Origin of the sequence: Streptomyces caelestis (genome assembly GCF_001279005.1) — a bacterium.
GTDB classification, from domain to species: Bacteria; Actinomycetota; Actinomycetes; order Streptomycetales; family Streptomycetaceae; genus Streptomyces; species Streptomyces heliomycini.
Genome location: NZ_LGCN01000223.1, coordinates 26,417 through 47,922, shown reverse-complemented (window position 1 = coordinate 47,922; position 21,506 = coordinate 26,417). Strand labels below are relative to the sequence as shown.

Annotated in this window: 24 protein-coding genes; 9 read left to right on the top strand and 15 right to left on the bottom strand. The window is 73.8% G+C overall.

The genetic code is table 11. The features are described 5' to 3' along the window. Both ADK41_RS27925 and ADK41_RS27920 read left to right on the top strand, forming a co-directional pair. Positions 1-265 (top strand): alpha-1,6-glucosidase domain-containing protein (locus tag ADK41_RS27925; protein ID WP_037805318.1); only part of this gene is annotated, 265 nt, incomplete at its 5' end. Between the two features lie 55 nt (positions 266-320). Continuing rightward, positions 321-680: a 5-carboxymethyl-2-hydroxymuconate Delta-isomerase gene (locus ADK41_RS27920; RefSeq protein ID WP_030836578.1), complete on the top strand. Its 360-nt coding sequence runs from the start codon at positions 321-323 to the stop codon at positions 678-680. A gap of 3 nt (positions 681-683) precedes the next feature. On the opposite strand, the gene ADK41_RS27915 is transcribed toward ADK41_RS27920, so the two are convergent. The 3 genes from ADK41_RS27915 to ADK41_RS27905 form a co-directional block, all read right to left on the bottom strand. Next, positions 684-1,133 (bottom strand): hypothetical protein, encoded by a 450-nt coding sequence (locus ADK41_RS27915; protein WP_030836575.1) that lies wholly within the window; start codon positions 1,131-1,133, stop codon positions 684-686. Continuing rightward, positions 1,130-1,825: a TetR/AcrR family transcriptional regulator gene (locus ADK41_RS27910; RefSeq protein WP_030836572.1), complete on the bottom strand. Its 696-nt coding sequence runs from the start codon at positions 1,823-1,825 to the stop codon at positions 1,130-1,132. Before ADK41_RS27910 ends, ADK41_RS27915 begins: the two co-directional genes overlap by 4 nt. 64 nt (positions 1,826-1,889) lie before the next feature. Next, complete coding sequence (locus ADK41_RS27905; protein WP_030836569.1) at positions 1,890-3,779, bottom strand: hypothetical protein; 1,890 nt, start codon at positions 3,777-3,779, stop codon at positions 1,890-1,892. 158 nt (positions 3,780-3,937) lie between these two features. Between ADK41_RS27905 and ADK41_RS27900 the strand changes: the two genes are divergently transcribed. Continuing rightward, complete coding sequence (locus ADK41_RS27900) at positions 3,938-4,366, top strand: hypothetical protein (protein ID WP_030836566.1); 429 nt, start codon at positions 3,938-3,940, stop codon at positions 4,364-4,366. 79 nt (positions 4,367-4,445) lie between these two features. Here ADK41_RS27900 and ADK41_RS27895 read toward each other — a convergent pair whose 3' ends face one another. From ADK41_RS27895 to ADK41_RS27860, 8 genes are all read right to left on the bottom strand, one after another. Beyond that, positions 4,446-5,951: a DUF1996 domain-containing protein gene (locus ADK41_RS27895; protein WP_030836563.1), complete on the bottom strand. Its 1,506-nt coding sequence runs from the start codon at positions 5,949-5,951 to the stop codon at positions 4,446-4,448. Between the two features lie 372 nt (positions 5,952-6,323). Continuing rightward, positions 6,324-6,977: a LuxR C-terminal-related transcriptional regulator gene (locus ADK41_RS27890; protein WP_030836560.1), complete on the bottom strand. Its 654-nt coding sequence runs from the start codon at positions 6,975-6,977 to the stop codon at positions 6,324-6,326. Further along, complete coding sequence (locus tag ADK41_RS27885; RefSeq protein WP_030836557.1) at positions 6,962-8,248, bottom strand: sensor histidine kinase; 1,287 nt, start codon at positions 8,246-8,248, stop codon at positions 6,962-6,964. Before ADK41_RS27885 ends, ADK41_RS27890 begins: the two co-directional genes overlap by 16 nt. Positions 8,249-8,317: 69 nt before the next feature. Beyond that, on the bottom strand, positions 8,318-9,325 hold the full coding sequence (locus tag ADK41_RS27880; RefSeq protein WP_030836554.1) for an NAD-dependent epimerase/dehydratase family protein: 1,008 nt from the start codon (positions 9,323-9,325) through the stop codon (positions 8,318-8,320). 72 nt (positions 9,326-9,397) lie between these two features. Next, complete coding sequence (locus tag ADK41_RS27875; protein WP_030836551.1) at positions 9,398-9,964, bottom strand: winged helix-turn-helix domain-containing protein; 567 nt, start codon at positions 9,962-9,964, stop codon at positions 9,398-9,400. A gap of 338 nt (positions 9,965-10,302) precedes the next feature. Beyond that, the gene (glnII, locus tag ADK41_RS27870; protein ID WP_030836549.1) at positions 10,303-11,331 is read right to left on the bottom strand and encodes a glutamine synthetase; all 1,029 of its coding nucleotides are present in this window, start codon (positions 11,329-11,331) and stop codon (positions 10,303-10,305) included. A 272-nt stretch (positions 11,332-11,603) separates the two neighbouring features. Then, positions 11,604-12,257, bottom strand: coding sequence for a hypothetical protein (locus ADK41_RS27865; protein WP_030836547.1), 654 nt, complete (start codon positions 12,255-12,257; stop codon positions 11,604-11,606). 107 nt (positions 12,258-12,364) lie between these two features. Continuing rightward, positions 12,365-12,727, bottom strand: coding sequence for an ArsC/Spx/MgsR family protein (locus ADK41_RS27860; protein ID WP_030836545.1), 363 nt, complete (start codon positions 12,725-12,727; stop codon positions 12,365-12,367). 232 nt (positions 12,728-12,959) lie between these two features. Between ADK41_RS27860 and ADK41_RS27855 the strand changes: the two genes are divergently transcribed. The 6 genes from ADK41_RS27855 to ADK41_RS27830 all read left to right on the top strand — a co-directional run bounded on the left by ADK41_RS27855 (position 12,960) and on the right by ADK41_RS27830 (position 19,301). Continuing rightward, entirely contained in the window at positions 12,960-13,274 is a 315-nt protein-coding gene (locus ADK41_RS27855; protein ID WP_030836543.1) for a hypothetical protein, read from the top strand. A gap of 175 nt (positions 13,275-13,449) precedes the next feature. Beyond that, positions 13,450-14,682: a sensor histidine kinase gene (locus ADK41_RS27850; RefSeq protein WP_030836541.1), complete on the top strand. Its 1,233-nt coding sequence runs from the start codon at positions 13,450-13,452 to the stop codon at positions 14,680-14,682. Then, a complete protein-coding gene (locus ADK41_RS27845) occupies positions 14,682-15,356 on the top strand; it encodes a response regulator transcription factor (protein ID WP_030836539.1) in 675 nt (224 codons plus the stop codon). The genes ADK41_RS27850 and ADK41_RS27845 overlap by 1 nt, the downstream gene beginning before the upstream one ends. Before the next feature lie 170 nt (positions 15,357-15,526). Next, complete coding sequence (locus ADK41_RS27840) at positions 15,527-15,958, top strand: hypothetical protein (RefSeq protein WP_030836538.1); 432 nt, start codon at positions 15,527-15,529, stop codon at positions 15,956-15,958. A 23-nt stretch (positions 15,959-15,981) separates the two neighbouring features. Beyond that, the gene (locus ADK41_RS27835; protein WP_030836536.1) at positions 15,982-16,749 is read left to right on the top strand and encodes an ABC transporter ATP-binding protein; all 768 of its coding nucleotides are present in this window, start codon (positions 15,982-15,984) and stop codon (positions 16,747-16,749) included. Further along, positions 16,746-19,301, top strand: a complete 2,556-nt coding sequence (locus tag ADK41_RS27830; protein WP_030836534.1) for an FtsX-like permease family protein — start codon at positions 16,746-16,748, stop codon at positions 19,299-19,301. Before ADK41_RS27835 ends, ADK41_RS27830 begins: the two co-directional genes overlap by 4 nt. 6 nt (positions 19,302-19,307) lie before the next feature. On the opposite strand, the gene ADK41_RS27825 is transcribed toward ADK41_RS27830, so the two are convergent. The 4 genes from ADK41_RS27825 to ADK41_RS27810 form a co-directional block, all read right to left on the bottom strand. Next, the gene (locus tag ADK41_RS27825; protein WP_030836530.1) at positions 19,308-19,565 is read right to left on the bottom strand and encodes a hypothetical protein; all 258 of its coding nucleotides are present in this window, start codon (positions 19,563-19,565) and stop codon (positions 19,308-19,310) included. A gap of 94 nt (positions 19,566-19,659) precedes the next feature. Next, complete coding sequence (gene pspAB / locus ADK41_RS27820; RefSeq protein ID WP_030836527.1) at positions 19,660-20,238, bottom strand: PspA-associated protein PspAB; 579 nt, start codon at positions 20,236-20,238, stop codon at positions 19,660-19,662. Positions 20,239-20,244: 6 nt separating this feature from the next. After that, a complete protein-coding gene (gene htpX / locus ADK41_RS27815; protein WP_030836524.1) occupies positions 20,245-21,162 on the bottom strand; it encodes a zinc metalloprotease HtpX in 918 nt (305 codons plus the stop codon). A gap of 69 nt (positions 21,163-21,231) precedes the next feature. Then, entirely contained in the window at positions 21,232-21,492 is a 261-nt protein-coding gene (locus ADK41_RS27810) for a hypothetical protein (RefSeq protein ID WP_030836521.1), read from the bottom strand. Positions 21,493-21,506 lie beyond the last annotated feature (14 nt).

The window sequence follows — 21,506 nt, the reverse complement described above, 5'->3', positions numbered from 1 at the left end:
GTCCGCGCTCTCCTTCCCGCTCTCCGGCACGGACGAGACGCCCGGCGTGATCACCATGAAACTGGGCGACCTGGTCGTCGTCTTCAACGCCACGCCCGAGCGGCAGGAGCAGCGCGTCGCCGCGCTCGCCGGGACCGGCCACCGTCTGCACCCGGTGCAGGCGGCGGGCGGGGACGCGGTCGTGAAGACCTCGTCGTACGCGAAGGGGTCCGGCACGTTCACCGTTCCGGCGCGCACGGTCGCGGTGTTCACCACCGCCGGCTGACCCCGGAAGGAGCTGCGGCTAGTGTGAGCCCTCCTGACCAGGAACAGGAGGGCTCATGCCGCAGATCACCGTCGACTACTCCGGTCCGCTCGCGGACGGCTTCGACCGGCCCGCCTTCGCGCGGGACCTGCACACCGCCGTGGTGGACATCGCGGCCGCCAAGCCGCCGGCGTGCAAGACGCGGTTCCGGCCCGTCGAGGACGTCGTGGTCGGTTCCGACACCGACGTACACGCCCTCGTGCACGTCCACATCGCCCTGCTGGCCGGCCGCAGCGACGAGACCAAGGCCCGGCTCACCGAGGCCGTCCTGGAACTGCTGCGGCAGTACGTCAAGCCGGCCGGGGGGCTGGTGCTGCACGCCTCCGCCGAGGTCCGCGACCTGGACCCGTCGTACCGGAAGTTCGAGGGCGAGTAGGCCTCACGGCAGGTCGCTGCGGCCCAGCCACGACGGCAGCACCGGCACCCCGTCCACGTCCCGCTCGGCCAGTTGCTCCGCCGTCGGGCGAGGAGGGGCGGGGGGCGGCGCCTCGACGACCGGTTCCGGTTCGGGCGGCGCCTCGACGACGGGTTCCGGTTCGGCGGGCGCCGCGGAGTCCTCCAGCAGTTCCGCCACCGTGAACCGGGTGACGAACGAGCTCCACGCCCCGTCGACGACGAGGAGGAACCCGTCGCCGCTCCTGAGGAGGCGACGACGCTTGGGGTTCAGCGGGTGGGTGGGCACATGACCGCGTGCCCGCCGCTCCAGCTCCGCGAGCGCCTCCTCCCGCGTCCCCTCGACGTGCGCCACCACGTGGGCCTCCGTGCGCTTGCGGTCGGCGGCGCCCACGGTCGTCTCGACGACCAGACCCCACGTCGGCACGGCGCTCACCGGGCCGCCAGCGAGATCAGCCGGGTGGCGAGGTCGGTGAACGGCCCGTCGCCCGGCTCGTTCCCGATCAGGCCGCGGAGCAGCGCGGCCAGCTCCTCGTCGCGGGCGGCGGCGACGGCGGCCAGCGCGGCGAAGTCCTGCACCAGCTGGACCTCCAGCTCCTCGCGCGGCACCCGCCGCCCGTCCAGCCAGATCAGCGCCGTCGACTCGACGAGGGAGATCCAGGACCGGACGACCAGTTCCAGCCGCGCCGGCGCCGGGTCCGCCACACCCATGTGCGCCAGCATCTGGTCGTACGCGGCCTGCCGCACGGAGTCGATCAGCGCGTTCGTGGCCGAGGAGCCCACCGCCGGGCCGCCGCGCATCAGGGCGGCGAAACCGGGCCCGTGCTCGTCGACGAAGTCGAAGAATCGGGCCATCACCCGGCGCAGCCGCGACCCCAGCGGGCCCTTTTGCGGCTCCTCGAACCGGGACGCCAGGTCCTCCGCCGCCCGCCTCAACGCGGCCTCGTACAGGCTGAGTTTGCCGGGGAAGTAGTGATAGACCAGCGGGCGGGAGATGCCTGCCCGCGACGCTATCTCGTCGATGGAGACCTCGTCGGGGGAGCGCCGGCTGAACAGTTCGAGGGCCACGCCGATCAACTGCTGCCGCCGCTCCTCCACGCCCATCCTGCGCCGTACCCCGGTAGTCATGCGAACACCTTACCGATCGATTCCGGCCTCGAACGGCCCCGACCGGACGGCGGTGTTCGTCCGGCTAGCGCAGTCCGCCGATCGACCGCCCGTCCTCCAGTCCGGCCTCGAGGTCCGCCCGGGCGCCGGCCTCGGCGCGCAGGGCCAGCAGGTGGCCCCGAGCCGAACCCTCGACACCGCCCGTCGCCCTGATGGACGCCGTGTCGCGGCTGCCGGCGGCCAGCAGGTACCAGTCACCCGTCCCGGACTTCCACAGCACCCCGGCGAGCACCCGCGGCTCCCGCTCCCCGCACGCCGGTACGTCCTCGGCCTTCGCCGCCACCACCCCGAACCGCCCGCCCGGCGTGTGGAACTGCGCCAGTACCCGCGACCCGCCGCCCCGCCAGGTCTCCGCCCGCGTGCACACCCACGCCGCCTCCCCGCTCCCGCCGGGCAGCGGCTGCCCGGCGAACGCCCAGGCGTTCACGCTCCGCACCCCCGCCGAGCGCATCGCGCCCAGCGAGCAGGCGTACGGCGCCCAGGTGCGCAGCGCCCCGGCGCCGGAGACCTCATGTGTCCTGCCCGGCCGCCCGGCGGTGAGGTGGGCCGGGACCAGCTCGCCGAGGTCGGTCACCAGCCGGGTGCCGGTGCCGTCGGTCAGTTCCAGCACGTTCCAGGAGGCGCACGGTCCCGGCCGCCCGGCGGGGCCGGCCAGCGGCGGGGTCACCCCGCCGGTGAGGGCGAGGCCCCTCGCGGCGGAGCCCGGCCTGCGCAGGTCCCGCTCACCCGCCCCGCGCACCCAGGGGGCGGTCAGATAGCGGACGTTGCCGTCGGCCCGGCTCAGCACCACCGCGCCCGCACCGGCCCGCCCGGCGCCGTCGACCCGGGCGAGGTCGAGCGCGGCGCCCCGCGTGCCGTCCTTCGGCTCGGCGTACCTGGCGACGCGCAGACCGTCGTACAGGACCACCACGCGCGCGGTGTCGACCGTCCCCGCGTACAGCAGCCGGGGCGGCCCGGCGGGGCCGCCGGACGGGGTGCCCGGGGTCGCCGACACCTGGACGTCCTTCCCGGGCCGGGCCCAGACGGCGAGGGCGCGGCGCAGCAGGGCCCGGTCGCCGGTGCGGTCGCCGCGCGCCGGCCACACGGAGAAGTCGGTGCGCGCGGAGGTCCGCCACGCGGTGGGGGAGACCCGGGTCAGCTTCCCCGGGTCCAGCGCGGCCTGGGCGGCCGGGTTGCGCGCGTACGGGGGCGCGGCGGCGCCGTCCGGGCCCCAGCCGTCGCCCGGCAGCCCGAGCAGCGTCCCGCACACCGCCAGCGCCGCCCCGGCGACCAGCGCGGCCTTCAGGCGCCGCCGGCGGCGCAGCAGATCGGTCGGCCGGACCTGCAGCACGCAGGGGTCGAACTCCGGTGAGCCGAGCAGCCGGTACGGGTCGGGGATCCGGTCGGCCTCCTCCAGCGCGGCGTCCACGTCGGCGACGCCCGCGGCCCGGAGCACCTCCCGCACGTCCCCGTCCGGGAGCCGCTCCAGGCCGCGCAGGGCGTGGGCGGCGCGGGCCGGTCCGGACAGCGCGGACAGCCGCTGGTCCAGGGCGAGTTCGTCGGCGCCGCCCGAGCGCGGGAACAGCTTCAGGCCCCACACCTGCGGGAGCGGCGGCGGCAGCCCCGCCCCGCGCCTCAGCGCCGTGCGCAGCACCTGGAGGCGGATCAGCGCGTACCCGGGGCCGCCGTCACGGCCGGCCTGCTGGGCGGGGATCGACGGCGCGGGGGCGCGGCCCCGGGGCAGTGCCCGCTGGACCAGGGCGTGCGCGGTGAGCACCCGCCTGCTCCGGCCCCTGCCGGACGGCAGCACCAGGTAGGCGAGCCGGACGAGCCGCGGGTAGTGCTCGACGAGCGCGGCCTCGGCCTGCTCGACGTCCACGACCGGGCCGGCCGCGGAGGAGGCGGGGGAGGGCGGGCCGACATCCTGTGACTGCACGTCCAGCGCAACGAGCGAACCGGCGGATGGTCACCTGACCCGCGCGGTCGTTGAGCGTCGCGGCCGTCGCGGCCGTATCCAAGGCCGAGGGCCCCCGAGCCGGGGCTCCGTGCGGCGTGTCGCCGTCACGATGTCGCCGTCGACGACCGGAGGAACACATGAGGGTGACCCGACCGATGCGCGCGCTGACCGGCGCGGTGGCGGTCCTGGCACTGGCGGGCTGCGGCTCCGGCGGCGGCGAGGAGCAGGCGCCGCCCACCGCGACCGGCAGCCTGGAGCACCTGGCCGCCGAGGCGAAGTGCGAGCCGGACATGCAGACCGACGCCGACACCATCCGCCAGGCGCTGTGCGAGAAGGGCGACGAGAAGTACGTCCTCGCCACCTTCGCCACCGACCGCGGCCAGCGCGAGTGGCTCAACACGGCGAAGGACTACGGCGGTTACTACCTCGTCGGCCGCAAGTGGGTGGCCGTCGGCGAGGAGGGGACCGTCACGGCCCTGCGCGGCATGCTCGGCGGGACCATGGAGGAGGGGTCCGAGCACATGAACCCCGGCGGCAGTCACAACCGGGGCGGTCACCACGGCTGACCCGCCGGACGCGGACGGACGAAGGGGCCGGCGGCGGGATCCCCCGCCGCCGGCCCCTTCCCGTCACCGGGCTACCGGACTACTGGCAGTCCTGGCCGCTGTTGATGCACTCGACCATCTGGTTCATCAGGTTCTCGTCGAAGAAGTTGATGAAGTCGTTGTGGTCGGTGATCGGCTTGTGCAGCTGCTCCGGGAAGGTGTCCACCGCGTACGGGTTCACGAGCCGCCCGTTGTCGATCCCGGGAGCCGGGATGTTGTCGTAGACCAGACGGACCTGGAGCTGGGGGATGGCCCGGAAGCCGTTCGAGCAGGTGCCGTCCGCCTCGACGAAGTCGACGTGCGTGCGGTGGTTGGCGCTGTCGATGTTCTGGCCGTCCCAGCAGCTCTGGAAGCTGGTCGTGCGGACCACGCCGCTGCCCTCGGGGCAGATCGGGTACTTGTCCGTCACCTGCCGGTCCTCGAAGCCGGTGCAGCTCCAGGCGGTGTTGGCGTTGTTCAGGCCGTTGGTGAAGGCCTTCGCGTCACCGGTGATGATGCGCAGCGCCCTCGGCATCGCGACGACGTCGCTCGTGCGGTTGCCGACGAACTTCAGCTCCGCCGCGGTGGGTGCGACGATCTTGCCGACGTTGCCGTCCTGACCGCCGCCCGGTTGGCCCTGGTCGATGTCCTGCGTACCGTCCTGGATGCGCAGGACCGGCCAGAAGTACGACGACCGGTCGCCCTGGTTCTGGCAGGTCGTGTCGCCGTTCGCCAGGTCCTGGTCGCTCGCGAAGGCGGTGTTGGCCTGGTTGCCGACGTAGTCGTGCTGGTGCTGGGCGCCGTTGCTGACGCCGGGGGCGACGATCACGTTGTCCGAGTTGCGCAGCGCGTTCTCGTTGGTGCCGCACACGGTGGTGAAGCTGCCCGTCGAACCGCCGTCGCCGTTCGCGGCCAGACCGTTCGGCAGGTTGCGGGAGTTCGGCTGGACGTCCTCGATCCTGATGAAGTCGTCCGCGACGGGCCCGTTCTGGGCCTGTCCGCCGTTGCCCTGCTCGCCTCCGTTGTCCTGGCCGCCTCCGTTGTCCTGGCCTCCGCCGCCCTGGTCCTGGCCGCCGCCCCCGTTGCCGTCGCCCGGCTGTTCGGCGGGGACGCCCTGGCACCGGGCGAACCGGCCGAGGTCGCGCGGCGCCGTGCCGCCCGCCCGGTTGATGTTGATGCCGATCCGGTCCAGGGTGGCGGTCCGCTTGGACTTCAGCGGCCCGAGGATGGCGTTGTCGACGAAGTTCGCGTCGCCCGCCTGGGCCTGGCGCGTCTCCGCGAGGCGCGTGTAGGCGTCCGTGATCTGCCGGTCCAGCAGGGCCAGTTCCTTCGCCACGCCCCTGCGTGCCTGCCGCGGCACCTTCGTCAGCTTCTGGCCGACGTCGGGACAGTTGATCGTGGCGACCTGCGCCCCCCTCGACTTCGTCCGGTTGTGGCCTCCGTCCTCGTGGGCCGAGGCGTAGAAGTTCGCCCAGACCAGCCCGCCCCCACCGAGCGCCAGGGCCGCCGCCCCGGCTGTCACCTTGGTGGCCAGCGGCATACGGCGTTTTCTCGTGTTGCGTCCCATCAGTCTCCTAGCGAGGGGCCCTCGCCCGGCCTGGGCCGAGGGGGGAATCGCTTCCCTGAGCTCTGGTAATTTGCGCTTCGCCCCGCGGAGGGCCGGTTCGGGCCGGACCGCGGCCTCCGGGTCGGAAGTCCACCGCCTCAGCGGTGGGCGGAGTCACGGAACTCCTCTCGACCTCATCGAGGAGCACCCCCTTACGGGCGTCGAAGTGCCCAACAGAAGCGGAGCGGCTCCCTTGAGTACGGGGGCCGCCCCGGGGATGTTCACCCGTCCCGGAAATCAATGAGAAGTCCGTACGCCCACACTGGTTTCAACAGCCCCTGGGACACCGTGAGTCGTCGATCACCTACCGGGAGTGAAGGGGTGGGTCCGGTTTCACCGGCCGTGGTCGAGATAGGCGAGTACCGCCAGCACGCGCCGGTTGTCGTCGTCCGAGACCTCAAGACCCAGTTTGGCGAAGATGTTCGCGGTGTGCTTCGCGATCGCCCGTTCCGTCACCACCAGCCGGGCCGCGATCGCCGTGTTGGTCCGCCCCTGCGCCATCAGCTCCAGCACCTCCAGCTCCCGGGGCGTCAGCCGCGCCAGCGGCCGGTCGTCCCCCGACTGCCGCGCCAGCAGTTGCTGGATCACCTGCGGGTCCATCGCCGTGCCTCCCCGCGCCACCCTCCACACGGCGTCCACGAACTGCTCCGCGTCGAACACCCGGTCCTTCAGCAGATAGCCCACTCCGCCGCTGCCGTCGGCCAGCAACTCCCGCGCGTACAGCTGCTCCACGTGCTGCGAGAGCACCAGCACCGGCAGCCCCGGCCGCTTGCGCCGTGCCTCCAGCGCGCACTGCAGCCCCTCGTCGGTGTGCGTCGGCGGCAGCCGCACGTCGACCACGGCGACGTCGGGCTCCAGCTCGGCCAGCGCCCGGGCCAGTTCGGGCCCGGACTCCACGGCCGCCGCGATCTCGAAGTCGTGCGCCTCGAGGAGCCGTACGAGTCCGTCGCGCAGCAGGAAGAGGTCTTCGGCTAGGACAACGCGCAAGGGATCTCCAGGGTGACCAGGGTGGGGCCGCCGACGGGGCTGCTGACGGCGAGGACGCCGTCGAATGTACCCAGTCGGCGCTCCACCCCGGTCAGTCCCGAACCCGCCCCGATCACCGCGCCGCCCTTGCCGTTGTCGGTGACCGTCGCCCGCAGACGGCCGTCGGCGTGGTGCAGGTCGACCCAGACGCGGTCCGCCCCGGAGTGCTTCACCGCGTTGGTGAGCACCTCGCTCACCGCGAAGTACGCGGCCGACTCCACGGGCGCCTCGGCCCGGCCGGGCAGCTCCACGGTCACCTCCGTGGCCACCGGCAGCCGCAGCGCCAGCGCCCGCACCGCGTCACCGAGTCCGCGCTCGGCCAGCACCGGCGGATGGATGCCGCGCACCAGCTCCCGCAGCTCGGTCAGCGCCTCGGCGGAGGACCGGCGGGCCTGCGCCAGCAGGTGGCGCGCCTTCGCCGGGTCCTTCTCGATCAGCGCCTCGATCGTCCCCAGGTCCATGCCCATGGCGACCAGCCGCGCCTGCGCCCCGTCGTGCAGGTCCCGCTCGATGCGCCGCAGTTCGGCGGCGGAGGTGTCCACGGCGTCCCGCCGGGTCTCGGTCAGCACCCGCACGCGCTCGGCCAGTTCGGTCTGGTGGGATCCGAGGACGGCCCGGGTGAGGCGGAAGTGGACCTGGAAGACGGACACGGCGTAGCGGTGGGCGACGACGAGCAGGACCGCGCCCAGCGCGCCGGCGCCCAGCGCGGAAGCCTGGTCGCCGACCGGGACGAAGCCGTACCAGTACGGTCCGTACTCGGTGTACGGGCCCCCGGTCATGGTGCGCCACAGCCCGGCCGCCAGTGCGAAGCCCTCCAGCGGGTAGAGCACCAGCACGGCCGGGAGCAGCGCGGTCACGAAGCCCGCCGTCATGTCCACCGGCAGCCACCGCAGGTCCCTCAGGACCGCCGGGTCCCGCAGCATCGTGAAGGTGCGCGTCCACGGGTTGGCGTCCTCGGGAACCGGCCGGTAGGCCGGGGGGATGCGCACGCCGCCCCACTCGGCCGACAGCACCCTGCGCCAGTTCGCGAAGGCGCGGACACCGGTCAGCACCCAGGGCGTGGTGACGAGCCCGATCCCGAGGGGGATGAGGACGACCGACACGAGGGACAGGGCGAGGCACAGCACGGCCAGGGGCAGGGAGACGACCGCCAGCACGAGTCCCCGCCCGGCGGCGCGCACCATCCCCCGGGCCCTCGAAGTGGTGCCGTCCGTCTTCGTGTCGGTGTTCATGGGCATCAGTCTGATCGAGCGCCCCGGCGCGGTCACTGGGCCGGGCCCCCGCCCGGGGGGTGGTGCCGCCTACACCCCCGGGCCCGCCAGCACCTTCGCCTCCACCTCCGCGTCCAGCCCGACGGGCGGGCGGTCCGGGCGTCGGGGCGCGGCGCCGCCGATCTCCCGCAGCCAGCGCCAGGTGTCGGCCACGGTCTCGGCGACCGGGCGGCAGCGCAGTCCGGTCGCGACCGCCCGGGAGACGTCCGCCGAGTGCAGCGCGTCGTACCCCTCGCTGCCCGGCGGCACCCACACCGGCAGCTGGGTCCACGGCTCGATGCCCGCCTCCAGGATCACCTCCGGCGCGGTCCACCGCAGTTCGGCCGTGCCCCCGGTCACCCCGGCGCACGCTTCCAGCAGCTCGCCCGTCGTGGTGTGCCCCTGCGGCGACATCAGGTTGTACGGCCCGCTCAGCTCCCGCTCCGCCGCCCCGAGGATCCACTCCGCGAGGTCGCGGACGTCGACGTACTGGAGCGGCAGGTCACGCGGGCCCGGGGCGAGGACCGGCCCGCCGCGCGCCGTCCGGTTCAGCCACCAGGGCAGCCGGCCGATGTTCTCGTGCGGTCCGAGAAGCAGACCGGCCCGCACCAGCAGCGACCGGTCCGCGCCGAAGGCGTCCACGGCGGCCAGCTCACCGCCCCGCTTGTCCCGCGCGTAGTCCGTGAGGTCCGCGTCGGCGGAGGCGCCCGCCACCACGGGCGCCCGCTCGGTGTACCCGGCGGGCGGGGCCCAGTCGTACACCGAGCAGCTCGACACGTACGCGTACCGGCCGGCGCGGCCCCGCAGCAGCCGCGCCGTGTCCCGCACCGCGCGCGGTGCGGCCGACCAGGTGTCGACGACGACGTCCCACTCCCCGGAGTCCTCGTCGAGCGCGGCCAGGCCGTCGACCGCGGTGCGGTCGCCCAGCAGCGTCCGCGCGCCCTCCGGCGCCTCGTGCCGTCCCCGGTGGAAGACGGTCACCTCCCAGCCCCGCCCGAGGGCCGCCTCGACGACGGCCCGTCCCGCGAACTCCGTGCCGCCCAGCGTCAGAAGTCTCATACCGGTGACTCTGCCCGGCCGGGCGGCCCGGGGGAACGGGGATCTGCTGTCGGCAGACCGGCCGTACGGGGCTCAGCGCCCGGCCGGCGGAACGTACGTGTAGCCGACCCGGCGCACCGTGCGGATCGTGTCCCGGTGCCCGGCGCCCAGTTTGCGGCGCAGCCGGGCGATGTGGACGTCGACGGTGCGGCCGTCGCCGACGTGGCCGTAGCCCCACACCGTGCCGACCAGGTGGTCCCGGGTGTGCACCCGGCCCGGGTGCGCCACGAGATGGGCGAGCAGCTCGAACTCCAGGTAGGTGAGGTCGAGTCGCCGTCCGTCGACGTGGGCGGTGCGCTGCACGGTGTCGACCCGGATCAGCGGGTCGTCGGCGTCCTCGGGGCCGGGGGAGCCGGCCCGGTCCGGGACCGGGAACGGCGGCTGCCGGTCGGCGGGGACCAGCACCAGGTAGCCGACCATCGGGGGGTGGCCGGGCAGGACGGGCAGGGCGTGCTGCGGCGCGGGCAGCCAGGTGGCGCCCGGCGGCAGCAGGTCCGCGACGGTCACCACCTCGTCCCGGTCGACGGCACGCAGCCGGGGGTGATCATGGACGGTGGGGGAGGCGGAGGACGCGGAGGGCAGGGAACGGGTGGTCGCCATGGGTCGTCAGCTCTTTCGCGCGAAGGGCTCGTCGAGGACGTACGCGGTTCGCGCCGGCCGAAGGCCGCCGGGGGTCCGGGATCTACCGGGTGCCCGGGCTGTGGAGGGCCGGCGCGTTCGTCGCGCGACAACACACCCGGTCGAAGTCGTGGTGCTGACGGGAAGGCCAGAACGGTTCCAGGTCACGGCGACCCGTCGCGTCGTACTTCCGGAAGTCGGCCATGCGTCCATTGAAGCAGACACCCGCGGCCGGCAGGAGCCCCCTTCCAGCGCTCGGACAACGCGGAAGGGCGCCCACCCCGATCGGTGGACGCCCCTCGCGCGGACTGCGGTACGGATCAGACCTGGCCGGCCTTCTCCAGCGCGGTGCAGCACGTGTCGACCAGCAGGCGGGTCACCACGTACGGGTCGACGTTGGCGTTCGGACGGCGGTCCTCGATGTAGCCCTTGCCGTCCTTCTCGACCTGCCACGGGATGCGGACCGAGGCGCCGCGGTCGGAGACGCCGTAGGAGTACTCGTTCCACGGGGCGGTCTCGTGCAGACCGGTGAGGCGGTCGTCGATGCCGGCGCCGTAGTTCTTCACGTGGTCCAGCGGCTTGGAGCCCTCACCGAGCGACTCGCACGCGGTGATGATCGCCTCGTAGCCCTCGCGCATCGCCCTGGTGGAGAAGTTGGTGTGCGCGCCCGCGCCGTTCCAGTCGCCCTTGACCGGCTTGGGGTCGAGGGTGGCGGAGACGTCGAAGTCCTCGGCCGTGCGGTAGAGCAGCCAGCGGGCCACCCACAGCTGGTCGGAGACCTCCAGCGGGGCCAGCGGGCCGACCTGGAACTCCCACTGGCCGGGCATGACCTCGGCGTTGATGCCGGAGATGCCCAGGCCCGCCTTCAGGCAGTTCTCCAGGTGCGCCTCGACGACGTCCCGGCCGAAGATCTCGTCCGAGCCGACACCGCAGTAGTAGCCGCCCTGCGCGGCCGGGAAGCCGCCCACGGGGAAGCCGAGCGGGCGGGAGCCCTGGAAGAAGGTGTACTCCTGCTCGATGCCGAAGATCGGCTCCTGCGCGGTGAACTTCTCGGCGACCTCGGCCAGCGCGGCACGGGTGTTGGTCTCGTGCGGCGTCATGTCCGTGTTCAGGACCTCGCACAGCACCAGGACGTCCTCGCCGCCGCGGAGGGGGTCGGGACAGACGAAGACCGGCTTGAGGACGCAGTCGGAGGCGTGGCCCTTGGCCTGGTTGGTGGAGGAACCGTCGAAGCCCCAGATCGGCAGCTCCGCGCCCTTGGCGTCGTCGGCCAGGATCTTCGTCTTGGAACGCAGCTTGGCGGTCGGCTCGGTGCCGTCGATCCAGATGTACTCGGCCTTGAAGCTCACGGTCCACATCCTTCTGGGGTGGGTCTGGGCGCTGGTGCGGATGCTGCGGCGCTGCGGCACTGGGGCGCCGCCGTCGATGTCACGCAGCTTGTCAACAGGCGGTTTCCCGGCCATTGCCCGTGTGTGAACCCCGTGTTACCTGCCCCCGCCGTGTCCGGCCCCACCGTGTGAGCACGCGTGCGGAGAGGGGCCCGGCCACACGGGGACACCGGCGGGCCCGCCGCCCCGGTGGGGGAGCGGCGGGCCCTGGGAATCCGCGACGAACCCCGGCCTCACCCCACCTTCTCGATCACCGCTCGGCGGATCAGGAACTTGCCCGCCTCGCGGACCTGCTCGAAGGCCGCGTCGTTCAGCAGCACGCAGCTGCCGGACACCGAGGTGACCTCCACCGTCGTGGACTTGTCGTTGTCCAGGTTGGTGACCTTCAGCTTCGTACCGGCCGGAAACCGGTTGCTGGACGCGGCCGGGGCGCCGCCCTCGCCGGAGAGGGTGACGGTCGACCCGTTGCACACCTGCTCGCCGGAGGCCTGCCCGCCCTGCCCGCCCTGCCCGCCCGCGGCCGGCTGCGAGGGGGCGGGCTGCTGCGGCTGCGCGGCCTGGGAGTCCTGAGCCGACTCCCCCACCGTGCACCCGGACGCCTCCTGCTGGCGCTGGATCTGGGCGATGACCGCCTCGCGGTTGGCGATCCGCGCCCCGGACTGCGCGTCCGGGGCGGCCCGCTGGCCCTCGATGAACTTCTGGTTGTTGCCGAGCGCCGTGGCGAGCCCCTGGCAGACGGTCGAGTCCGCCGCCGACCTGGTGGTGGCCGCGGGCGGGGTGGCGTTCGACGTGGTCGCCATGGCGAAGGCCCCGCCCCCCGCCACCGTCGCGGCGCTCAGCAACAGCGCGAGCTTCTTCTTCGGGCCGAGGGTTCTCCTGCGCGACATGCGCGCCTCCTGAAGCGGTAGGGGGAGCGTACGGCGCTATGTACGAGATACCGAACGGAGTTGCTCAGCGATCGGGCCGCGCGACCGAAGTGGCCTGCGTCACACGGTCACCGGCGGGAGAGGGCGTCCCGTACGGCGTCCTCCGTGCGGCCCACGACCGCCGTGCCGTCGTCCGCCGTGATGATCGGCCGCTGGATCAGCCCGGGGTGCGAGGCGAGCGCCGCGATCCACCGGTCCCGCGTCCCGGCGTCCCGCGCCCACTCCTTAAGGCCCAGCTCCGTCGCCACGGCCTCCCGGGTCCGGGTGATGTCCCACGGCTCCAGCCCGAGCCGCTCCAGCACCGCCCGGATCTCGTCCTCGCCCGGCACGTCCTCCAGGTAGCGGCGGACGGTGTAATCGGCCCCCTCGGCGTCGAGCAGGCCGAGGGCGCCACGGCACTTGGAACAGGCGGGGTTGATCCAGATCTCCATGCCGCACACGGTACGCCGCACTGCCGTTGTTCGAATTCTCCGCCCCGGTGTGCGTGTCTCGCGGGACTGGTGTGGCGCACCGTCACATCCCATGCTCACCAGGGCTTTTATCGTCTCCTTCGGGTCTGCTGATTGTCAGTGGCGGGCAGTAGACTGGTAGCAGTGTTCGAGGGCGGTGCCGGGGTCGTAGGGGATCCTGGCGGACCGCCCCGACCGCGACAGGAGGATGCCCGTGCCCGCTGCCGCACTCAAGCCGAAGCCCCTGCCCACCCAGTCCACCGCGAAGCGTCCCGTGCCGCTGGAGCTGCCCTGCGCCCCGGTGGAGAAGCGCCCACTCCCGGCGGGCCGCCCGCGCGAGTGGTACGTCACGCACAACCGCCGGCTCAAGGCGATGCGACTCGCCATCGCCCTGCTCGACTCCGGCGTCCACCTGCCCGCCCAGGCCCGCGACGAGAGGATCCGCACCACGGCACGGCTGATCGGCGTCCACCCGCCGTCGGACACCACGTGCCACATGGTGCGCGCGTTCATGCGCTACCACCGCTGAATCCCGGACCGGTGCCGGGCGCCCCGCGAGAGGAGCCGCCCGGCGCCGGTGTGCCGCGCTGAGGCAGTATGGGCGGGCGAGGGAATGCCCTCACCCCGAAGTCCCCGCGGCCCGGCGGCACTTGCGCCGGCAGGCCGCGCGGTCGCGCCCCTGCCGGAGGAGAGAGGTACGACGGTTGGCTGAGGAGAGGACGGTCCCGGTCCCGTCGTCCTGGATGACGCCGTCCGGCCGGTACGGACGCGCCGTCGCCCGGGCGTGCGACATCGGTGTCGCGCTGGTGGTCCTGGCGGCGGCGCAGTACTACGGCGGCGACTACGACCTGCTCCTGGGCGGGCTGATGGCACTGAGCCTGCTGGCCCGCAGACGGTTCCCCGCCACGGTGATGGCGGTCGTCCTGGCGCTGGGCGTCGCCCAGTTCGTCCTGTACGACCTGCCCGACCTCCCGCTGGCGTCGGCGCCCGCCTCGTACGACGTGGCCGTGCTGTTCGCCATGATGTCGGTCGTCCACCATTCCCGGACCACCTGGATGCCGTACCTCGCGGGCGCCGTGGTGCTGCTGGCCACGGCGACCGGGACGGTGGGGGTACCGGCCCTCGGCATCGAGCCGTTCGCCGAGCCCGAATCCCTCCTGATCTTCTGGGGACTGACGCTGACGGTCTGGCTGACGGCCTTCGCCCTGCACACGCGGCGCCTCTACGCCGAGAGCCAGGCGGCCCGCGCCCGGCACGCCGAGCGGGAACAGGAACAGCGCGTCCGGCTGGCCGCGGCCCGGGAGCGGGCCGAGATCGCCCGTGAACTGCACGACGTGGTGGCCCACAGCCTGGCCGTGATGATCCTCCAGGCCGACGGCGCCGGGGCCGTGCTGCGGAAGTCGCCGGACATGGCGGAGTCCGCGCTGAAGACGATCGCCGCCACGGGCCGGGACGCGATCGACGACATGCACCGCATCGTCCGGGTGCTGCGCGAGGGGAACCGGGACTCCGCCGACGGCGGCCCGCCACGGCGCCTGGTCACCCTCGACGAGATCCAGGTCGTCGCCGAACGCGCACGGGCCGCCGGGCTCACCGTGGACGTGTCGGTCGAGGTCGGCGAGGGACGGCTGTCGCCGGCGGAGGAGATGACGGCCTTCCGCATCGTCCAGGAATGTCTCACGAACGTGCTCCGTCACGCCGGGGCCGGGGCGGGGGTCGACATCCGGCTCCACGAGGAGCAGGGCACACTGCTGATCGACGTGGTCGACGACGGAGCGGGCGCCCTCGTCGGCCGCGGCGCCGGCGGCCGCTCCGGAGGGAACGGACTCGTGGGGATGCGGGAGCGGGTGGAGCTCGCCGGCGGCGCCTTCGAGGCCGGCCCCCGGCTCGGCAGCGGATGGCACGTACGTGCCTCGATTCCGACAAGGACGAAGTGATGACGCGGGCGGACAGACGGATCCGGGTGGTCGTGGTGGACGACCAGCCGCTGATCCGGGCCGGTTTCTCCATGGTGCTGGCCGGTCAGGACGACATCGAGGTCGTCGGCGAGGCGGAGAACGGGGCGGACGCCCTCGACCTGCTGCGGAAGGTCGAGGCGGACGTCGTCATCATGGACGTCCGGATGCCCGTCATGGACGGCATCCAGGCCACGGAGCAGCTGATGCGGCGGGACGATCCGCCCGGCGTGCTGGTGCTGACCACCTTCGACGACGACGAGGACGCGTTCGCGGCGCTGCGCGCCGGAGCCGGCGGCTTCCTGCTGAAGAACGCCCCCGCCGCGGAGGTCGTGAACGCCATCCGGGTCCTGGCCGCGGGGGAGTCGGTGGTGGCGCCGCGCATCACCCGGCTGCTCCTCGACCGGGTCTCGGACCGGCTGGCACCGGCGAACGGACAGGCCGAACGGCTGGACGTCCTCACCGCGCGCGAGCGGGACGTGCTCGCCCTGGTCGCCCGGGGACTGTCCAACGCCGAGATCGCGGCGGAGCTGTACGTCGCGGAGGCCACGGTGAAGACGCACCTGGGCAACCTCATGGCCAAACTGCACCTGCGGGACCGCGCCCAGGCCGTCGCGTTCGCCTATGAGTCCGGACTGGTCCGTCCCTCCCCCTGAGGGGGCAGAAGCGTCCCCGGGTTCTGCCCCCAAGGGCGCAGGAGCCGCCCCGTCCGGTGTGCCGGATCCACCGCGTCCGATCTCGGATCCGTGGCCGATGACCGGCGGGCCGCCGGACTCCAGACTTCTCACTGTCGCCGAACGCGGCCGAGAAGACACCGGAGGACCCGATGAACACCACGCCCACCACGCGGAACCGCAAGCGGAACCGTCTCCTCATCGGCGCGGCCACGGCCGCGTTCGCCGCGGCCCTGGCCGCCGGGGCGGGGTACTGGTGGCTGGACCGTGACGAACTCAGCCAGGCGTCCGCCGAGGACTGCCGGCTGGCGCAGCGGATCGTCACCGAGGCCGCGGAGATCTCCACCGGCCCCGTGCCGGACGCGGAGAAGTGGTGGCGGGAAACCGGCGACGAGCGCCGCGCGCAGATGCAGGACGGCTACCTCGGGGCCAAGATCTCCCGGTACGAGGGGTGGGCGCTCGAGACCGCCAGGAAGTCCCCCGAAGCGCCGTCCGCGAAGGACGTGAAGGGCCTCGAGGAGGAGGCGCGGGGACACTGCTCGGACTCCGGTGTCACCCTGTCCATGCCGCCGCTCGGTTCCTGACCCGGACAGCGGGAACCGTCACCATGACTGTCCACACCGCCGCCCGCGGCCACGCACCGGACGACGTCGTCACCGCCACCGCCCTGGTGAAGACCTACCGTCAGGGCGCCGCCGAGGTGCGGGCCCTCGACGAGGTGTCCGTCGGTATCCGGCGCGCCCGGTTCACCGCCGTCGTCGGCCCCTCCGGATCGGGCAAGTCGACCCTGATGCACTGCGTCGCCGGACTCGACACCGTCACCTCCGGCAGCATCGTCCTGGACGGAACGGAGATCACCGGACTGTCCGACCGGCAGCTGACCCGGGTGCGCCGGAAGCGGATCGGCTTCGTCTTCCAGTCGTTCAACCTGCTGCCGCAGCTGACCGCCTACGAGAACATCGTGCTGCCCGTCACCATGTCCGGCGGACGCCCGGACCGCGACCTGGTGGACCACCTCTGCGACGTCCTCGGCATCGCCCACCGGCTCTCGCACCGCCCCGCCGAGCTGTCCGGGGGCCAGCAGCAGCGGGTCGCCGTGGCCCGGGCCCTGGTGGCCCGGCCGGCCGTGGTCTTCGCCGACGAACCCACCGGCAACCTCGACTCCCGGGCCGGCGCCGAAGTCCTCACCATGCTGCGCCGGTCCGTCGACGAGCTCGGGCAGACGGTCGTGATGGTCACCCACGACCCCGCGGCCGCGCGGTACGCGGACCGGGTACTGACCCTCGCGGACGGCCGCGTCGTCGAGGACGAGCACATCACACCCTCCGGGCGGACCGCCGCACTCGCCGGCGACGCCCGGGGGAGGCGGCGATGAGGAACCCGTGGCGCGCGACCGTACTGGGCTCCCAGGTGGCGGAACTCCTGAGACGGCCCGGCCGGTTCGCGGCGACCGGACTGTCGCTGCTGATCGCGGCCTTCGCCGTCTTCGGGGCCGTCACGGCCCAGCGGATCATCACCGCGACCGTCGTCGAGACGTTCCGCGGCACCCCCGAAGCGGTCTCGCTGGTGGTCACGCCCGGCGACGGGGAGGACATCGGCGAGGCCCGCCTGAGCGAGATCCGGAAGACGCCCGGAGTCACCGAGGCCGTCGGCCGGATCGACGGCGGCAGCCCGCTGGACGGCAGCGCCGTCGAACGCTACCTCGCCCTGTCCGCCGACCCCGGCACCGGCGCCCTGGCGCGGGTCCGGCTGCTCGACGGCGCGTACCCCTCCGGCCCGGGCCGGCTCGCCGTCGACACGCGGGCCGCGCGGGAGTACGGCCTCGCTCCGGGATCGTCGCTCACCCTGCTGCGGCCCGGGTCCGACGGCGACGGCACCCGACGGGTGACGGTCGAGGTCAGCGGCATCGTCCGCGGCACCGCCACGAACGACGCGGAACCCACGGGATACGCCCCCGGCCCCGAGCTCGGGGAGCTGCTCGGCGTACGGGGCTACTCCCGCGTCGACATCCGCACCGACACCCCGTCCTCCGAGCCCGCGGAGCTGATGGAGCGGATCCGGCAGGCGGTGCCCGGAGCGCTGGTGCGGTCCGGGGGCGAGGTGCGGGACCAGGAGGCCCGCGAGGCGGTGGCGGAGGCGGGCGACACCCTGGAGCTGGTCACCGTCTTCCTCGCCGTCGCCGTCGGCGCGGCCGTCCTCGTCGCGACCTCCACCTTCCGCATCGTCTTCGCACGGCGCGTACGCCAGCTGGCGCTGCTGCGCGCCCTCGGGGCGACCCCGCGCCGGCTCGCCGCCGCGCTCGTCGTCGAGGGGGCGGTGGTCGGCCTGCCGGCCGGCGCGGCCGGTGTGCTGGCGGCCTGGGGCTGCGGGCAGCTCGTCCCCCCGGTCGCCGGGCGGTTCGGGCACGACCTGTCCGTCCCCGCCCACGTCCCCGCGGCGGAGGCCGTTCTCACCGTCCTCGGCACCGGTCTGCTGGCGGTCCTGGCGGTCCTGGCCCCGTCCCTCACGGCCTCACGGGTCTCCCCGCTGCAGGCCCTGCGCAGCGCGGCGTCCGGGGAGGGCGCGGCGAGCGGCGCCGGACGGACCCTGCTGGGCCTGCTGTGCGCGGCGGGCGCCGCGCTCCTCGCCCGGCAGCAGTACGCCGGGCTGCCCCAGCCGGGCGACCCGGAGTACGACCGGTTCGCGGCGCTGACCGTCGTGGTGCTCTCGGGCGGGCTGGCCTTCCTGGCCCTGATCGCCCTCGGCCCCCGGCTGGTCCGGCCGGTGCTGGCGGTCGTCGCCGTGCCCCTGCGCCGCACCGGTGCGGCCGGCCGGCTCGCGGTCGCGGGCGTCGGGGGTGCGCCGGGCCGGGCGGCCTCGGTCTCGGTCGTCGTGGCCCTCGGCGTCTGCCTGGTCGGCTCGACCCTGACCTGCCTCGCCTCCCTGAACGCCTACGACCGCTACCGGCAGGCCGTGGAGGCGCCCGCGGACTTCCACCTGTACGAGAGGGACGGCGGGACGCTGGACCGGTCGCTCGCCGCCGACCTGGCCTCCCGCCCCGAGCTGACCGACGTGACCGCGTCCCGCACGGCGGAGGTCGTCGAGGGCGCCCGCAGTGCGACCGTCTCCGACCTCGACCTCGGCACCGTCCGCTCCGGCGCCGCCCTGACCGCCCGCACCGGCTCCCTCGACCGCCTCGAAGCCGCCCACGTCGTCGTGGACGCCGATCACGCCCACCGGCTCGGCGTCGAGGCCGGCGACCGCGTGACGCTGGAGTTCGAGGGCCGCCCCGTCCGCTTCACCGTGGCGGCGACGCTGCCCGGGGCCGGTCCCTACGGCGGGAACTTCTTCGTCACCGCCGCGGACCTCACCCGCATGGGAGCGGACGCCGCGCCCACCACGGTCACCGCGAACGCCGCGGAAGACGGCGCCCAGGGGCGGATACGCGCACAGCGGGCCGTCACCGACACGCTGACCGGTCCGGAGCGCGGCGACGGCCGCGTCGTCGCCGAGGACCCGGCCGCACAGGCCACGGGCTCGGACGACCTGCGGACGACGGCCACGACGGTGGTCCTGGTCCTCGGCCTGACCGTCCTGGTCGCGGTCGTCGGCGTCGCGACCACGGCGAGTCTCACCGTCGTCGAACGGGGGCGCGAGTTCGGGCTGTTGCGGGCCCTGGGGCTCAGCGGAGCGGCCGTGCACCGCATGGTCACGGTGGAATGCGCGCTCCACGGCGCACTGGGCGGAGTCCTCGGTCTGGCCCTCGGCCTGCCGTACTCCTGGCTGGTGGTCCGTGTCGCCGAGACGAGCGCCCCGTTCACCGTCCCGGTGGGGCAGCTCGCGGCGGTCTTCACCGCCCTCGTCCTGGTGACCGCGGCAGCGGGAACGGCGCCCGCCCTCCGCGCCTCCCGGACCCCGCCGACGGTCGCCGTCGCCCAGGGTGACTAGCCGGGGTCAGTACGGACGGAGGCCGACGTGGCCGAGCGGCACGGTCACCTCGACGACGCGGCCGAGCACCACGGCCGCCGACACCCACGACGAGCGGCCGGACGGTCCCCGGTACTCCGGTTCGCCGCGGAAGGGGACCGGTCCGGGCGGGTTGTCCCTCCGGCGTGCGGCGAGCGTGCGGGCGCGGGCCGACGGTTCCCCGTGCCCGGCGCCGTCCGCCCACATGAGGCCGGACTCCCGCTCGCGGCCGCCCCCTTCGGACATCCCCGCGACCTTCTCCCGAACAGCGGTGCCGGACCGGGGGATCCCTCTTCGCGTACGGAGTCGGTGAACGCGGCCCGGGAGCGGCGGGCCGGCCCTACAGGCCCGGCGCGCCCCACACGGGGAACCAGCGGCCCAGGTCCCCCTCGACGGGCAGCTCTCCGGCGAGCACCGCACGTATCCGCAGCTCCAGCGCGTTGTCCCGCCGCTGCCGGTCGCCGGGCAGCGGGGCGAAGGGGTAGAACGTGCCGCGTTTGTAGAGGTAGACGAGCGCGAGCCGCCGTCCGTCGTCGTCGCGGAAACCGGCCAGCGAGCAGAGCAGCTGCGGCCCGAAGCCGTTGGCCTCCATGACGCTGTTCACCGCGTGCACGTCGTTCACCAGGAGCGGCAGCTCGTCGGGGGAGCGGTGGGAGACGAGCCAGGAGTAGCCGTAGGAGTCGCGGCTCAGCTCCACCGGGGTCCGGCCGGCGTCCGCGTCCAGCAGGGCGCGGACCTCGCGGTGCGCCTGCTCGAAGGCCGCGCCCTCGACCGTCGCGAAGCACACCGCGCCCCGACCGGTCGGCCGGAAGCCGGCCGCGGCCTCCAGGCTCACCGCCGCCGACGGCAGCGCGAAGAGCCGGTCGAGGTCCGGCCCCACGGCCCTGGACCGGCCGAGCAGGACGTCCAGCAGACCCATGGCCGCTCAGGGCTTCCCGGGCAGCGCCGCCTCGCCCAGCTCCGCGGAGATGCGGCCCAGCTGGTCGAGCCGCTGCTCCAGGCTGGGATGGGTGGCGAAGAACCGGCCGAGACCGGGCTCGGCGCCGAAGGCGGGCGTGAAGTAGAACGCGTTGAAGGCCTGGGCCGTGCGCAGGTCCTTGGTCGGGATCCGGGCGATGTCGCCGGTGACCTTGGTGAGCGCGGACGCCAGCGCCGAAGGGCGCCCGGTGAGCAGGGCGGCGGCCCGGTCCGCCGCCAGCTCCCGGTACCGGGACAGGGCCCGGATCAGCAGGAAGCTGATCGCGTACACGGCCGCGGAGACGCCCATGACGACCGCCAGGACGGCCATGGTGTTCTGGTCCCGCCGGCCGCCGCCGAAGAGCTGCGAGTAGAAGGCGAAACGCACGAGCAGCCCCGCGATCACGCCCAGGAAGGACGCGATCGTGACCACGGCGACGTCCTTGTGCGCCACGTGCGACAGCTCGTGCGCGAGCACGCCCTCCAGTTCGGCGGGCTCCAGCCGTCGCAGCAGTCCCGAGGTCACGCAGATCACGGCGTTGTCGGGATTCCGGCCCGTCGCGAACGCGTTCGGCATGTCCATCGCCGACACGGCGACCACCGGCTTGGGCATGTCGGCCAGCGCCGACAGCCGGTCGACCACTCCGTGCAGCTCCGGACAGTCGTCCCGCTCCACGACCCGGCCGCGCATCGCGAACAGCGCGATCCGGTCGGAGAACCAGTACTGCGCCCCGAACAGCAGCGCCACGATCACCACGACCAGCACCCAGGACTTCAGCAGCGCGATCAGCGCGGCGACGAAACCCACATACAGCAGACCGAGCAGGAAAAGCGTGATCCCCATCCGCACGGTCAGTCCCCGGTCGCTCCGGAAGCGGCTGCGCATCTGCATCACCTCGCAGTCGGGCACTCGTCCCGATGTCCAGTGTGCACCCGCCGAAGCCGGGAGGGGGTCCTAGAACGACCCTCGGGAGTTGACGTACCCCAGCAGCACGATGACCGCGGCCACGCACCCGAGCACGACCGCGGTGGAGACCCACGACGAGCGGCCGGACGATCCCCTGTACTCCGGGTCGGCCCGGAACGGGACCGGTCCGGGCGGGTTGTCCTTCCAGCGCGCGGCGAGCATACGGGCGCGGGCCGACGGTTCCTTGTGCTCGGCTCCGTCCGCCCACGTGAGGTCGAACTCGCGCTCCTCGTCGTCCCTCTCGGACATCCCCGTGACCTTCT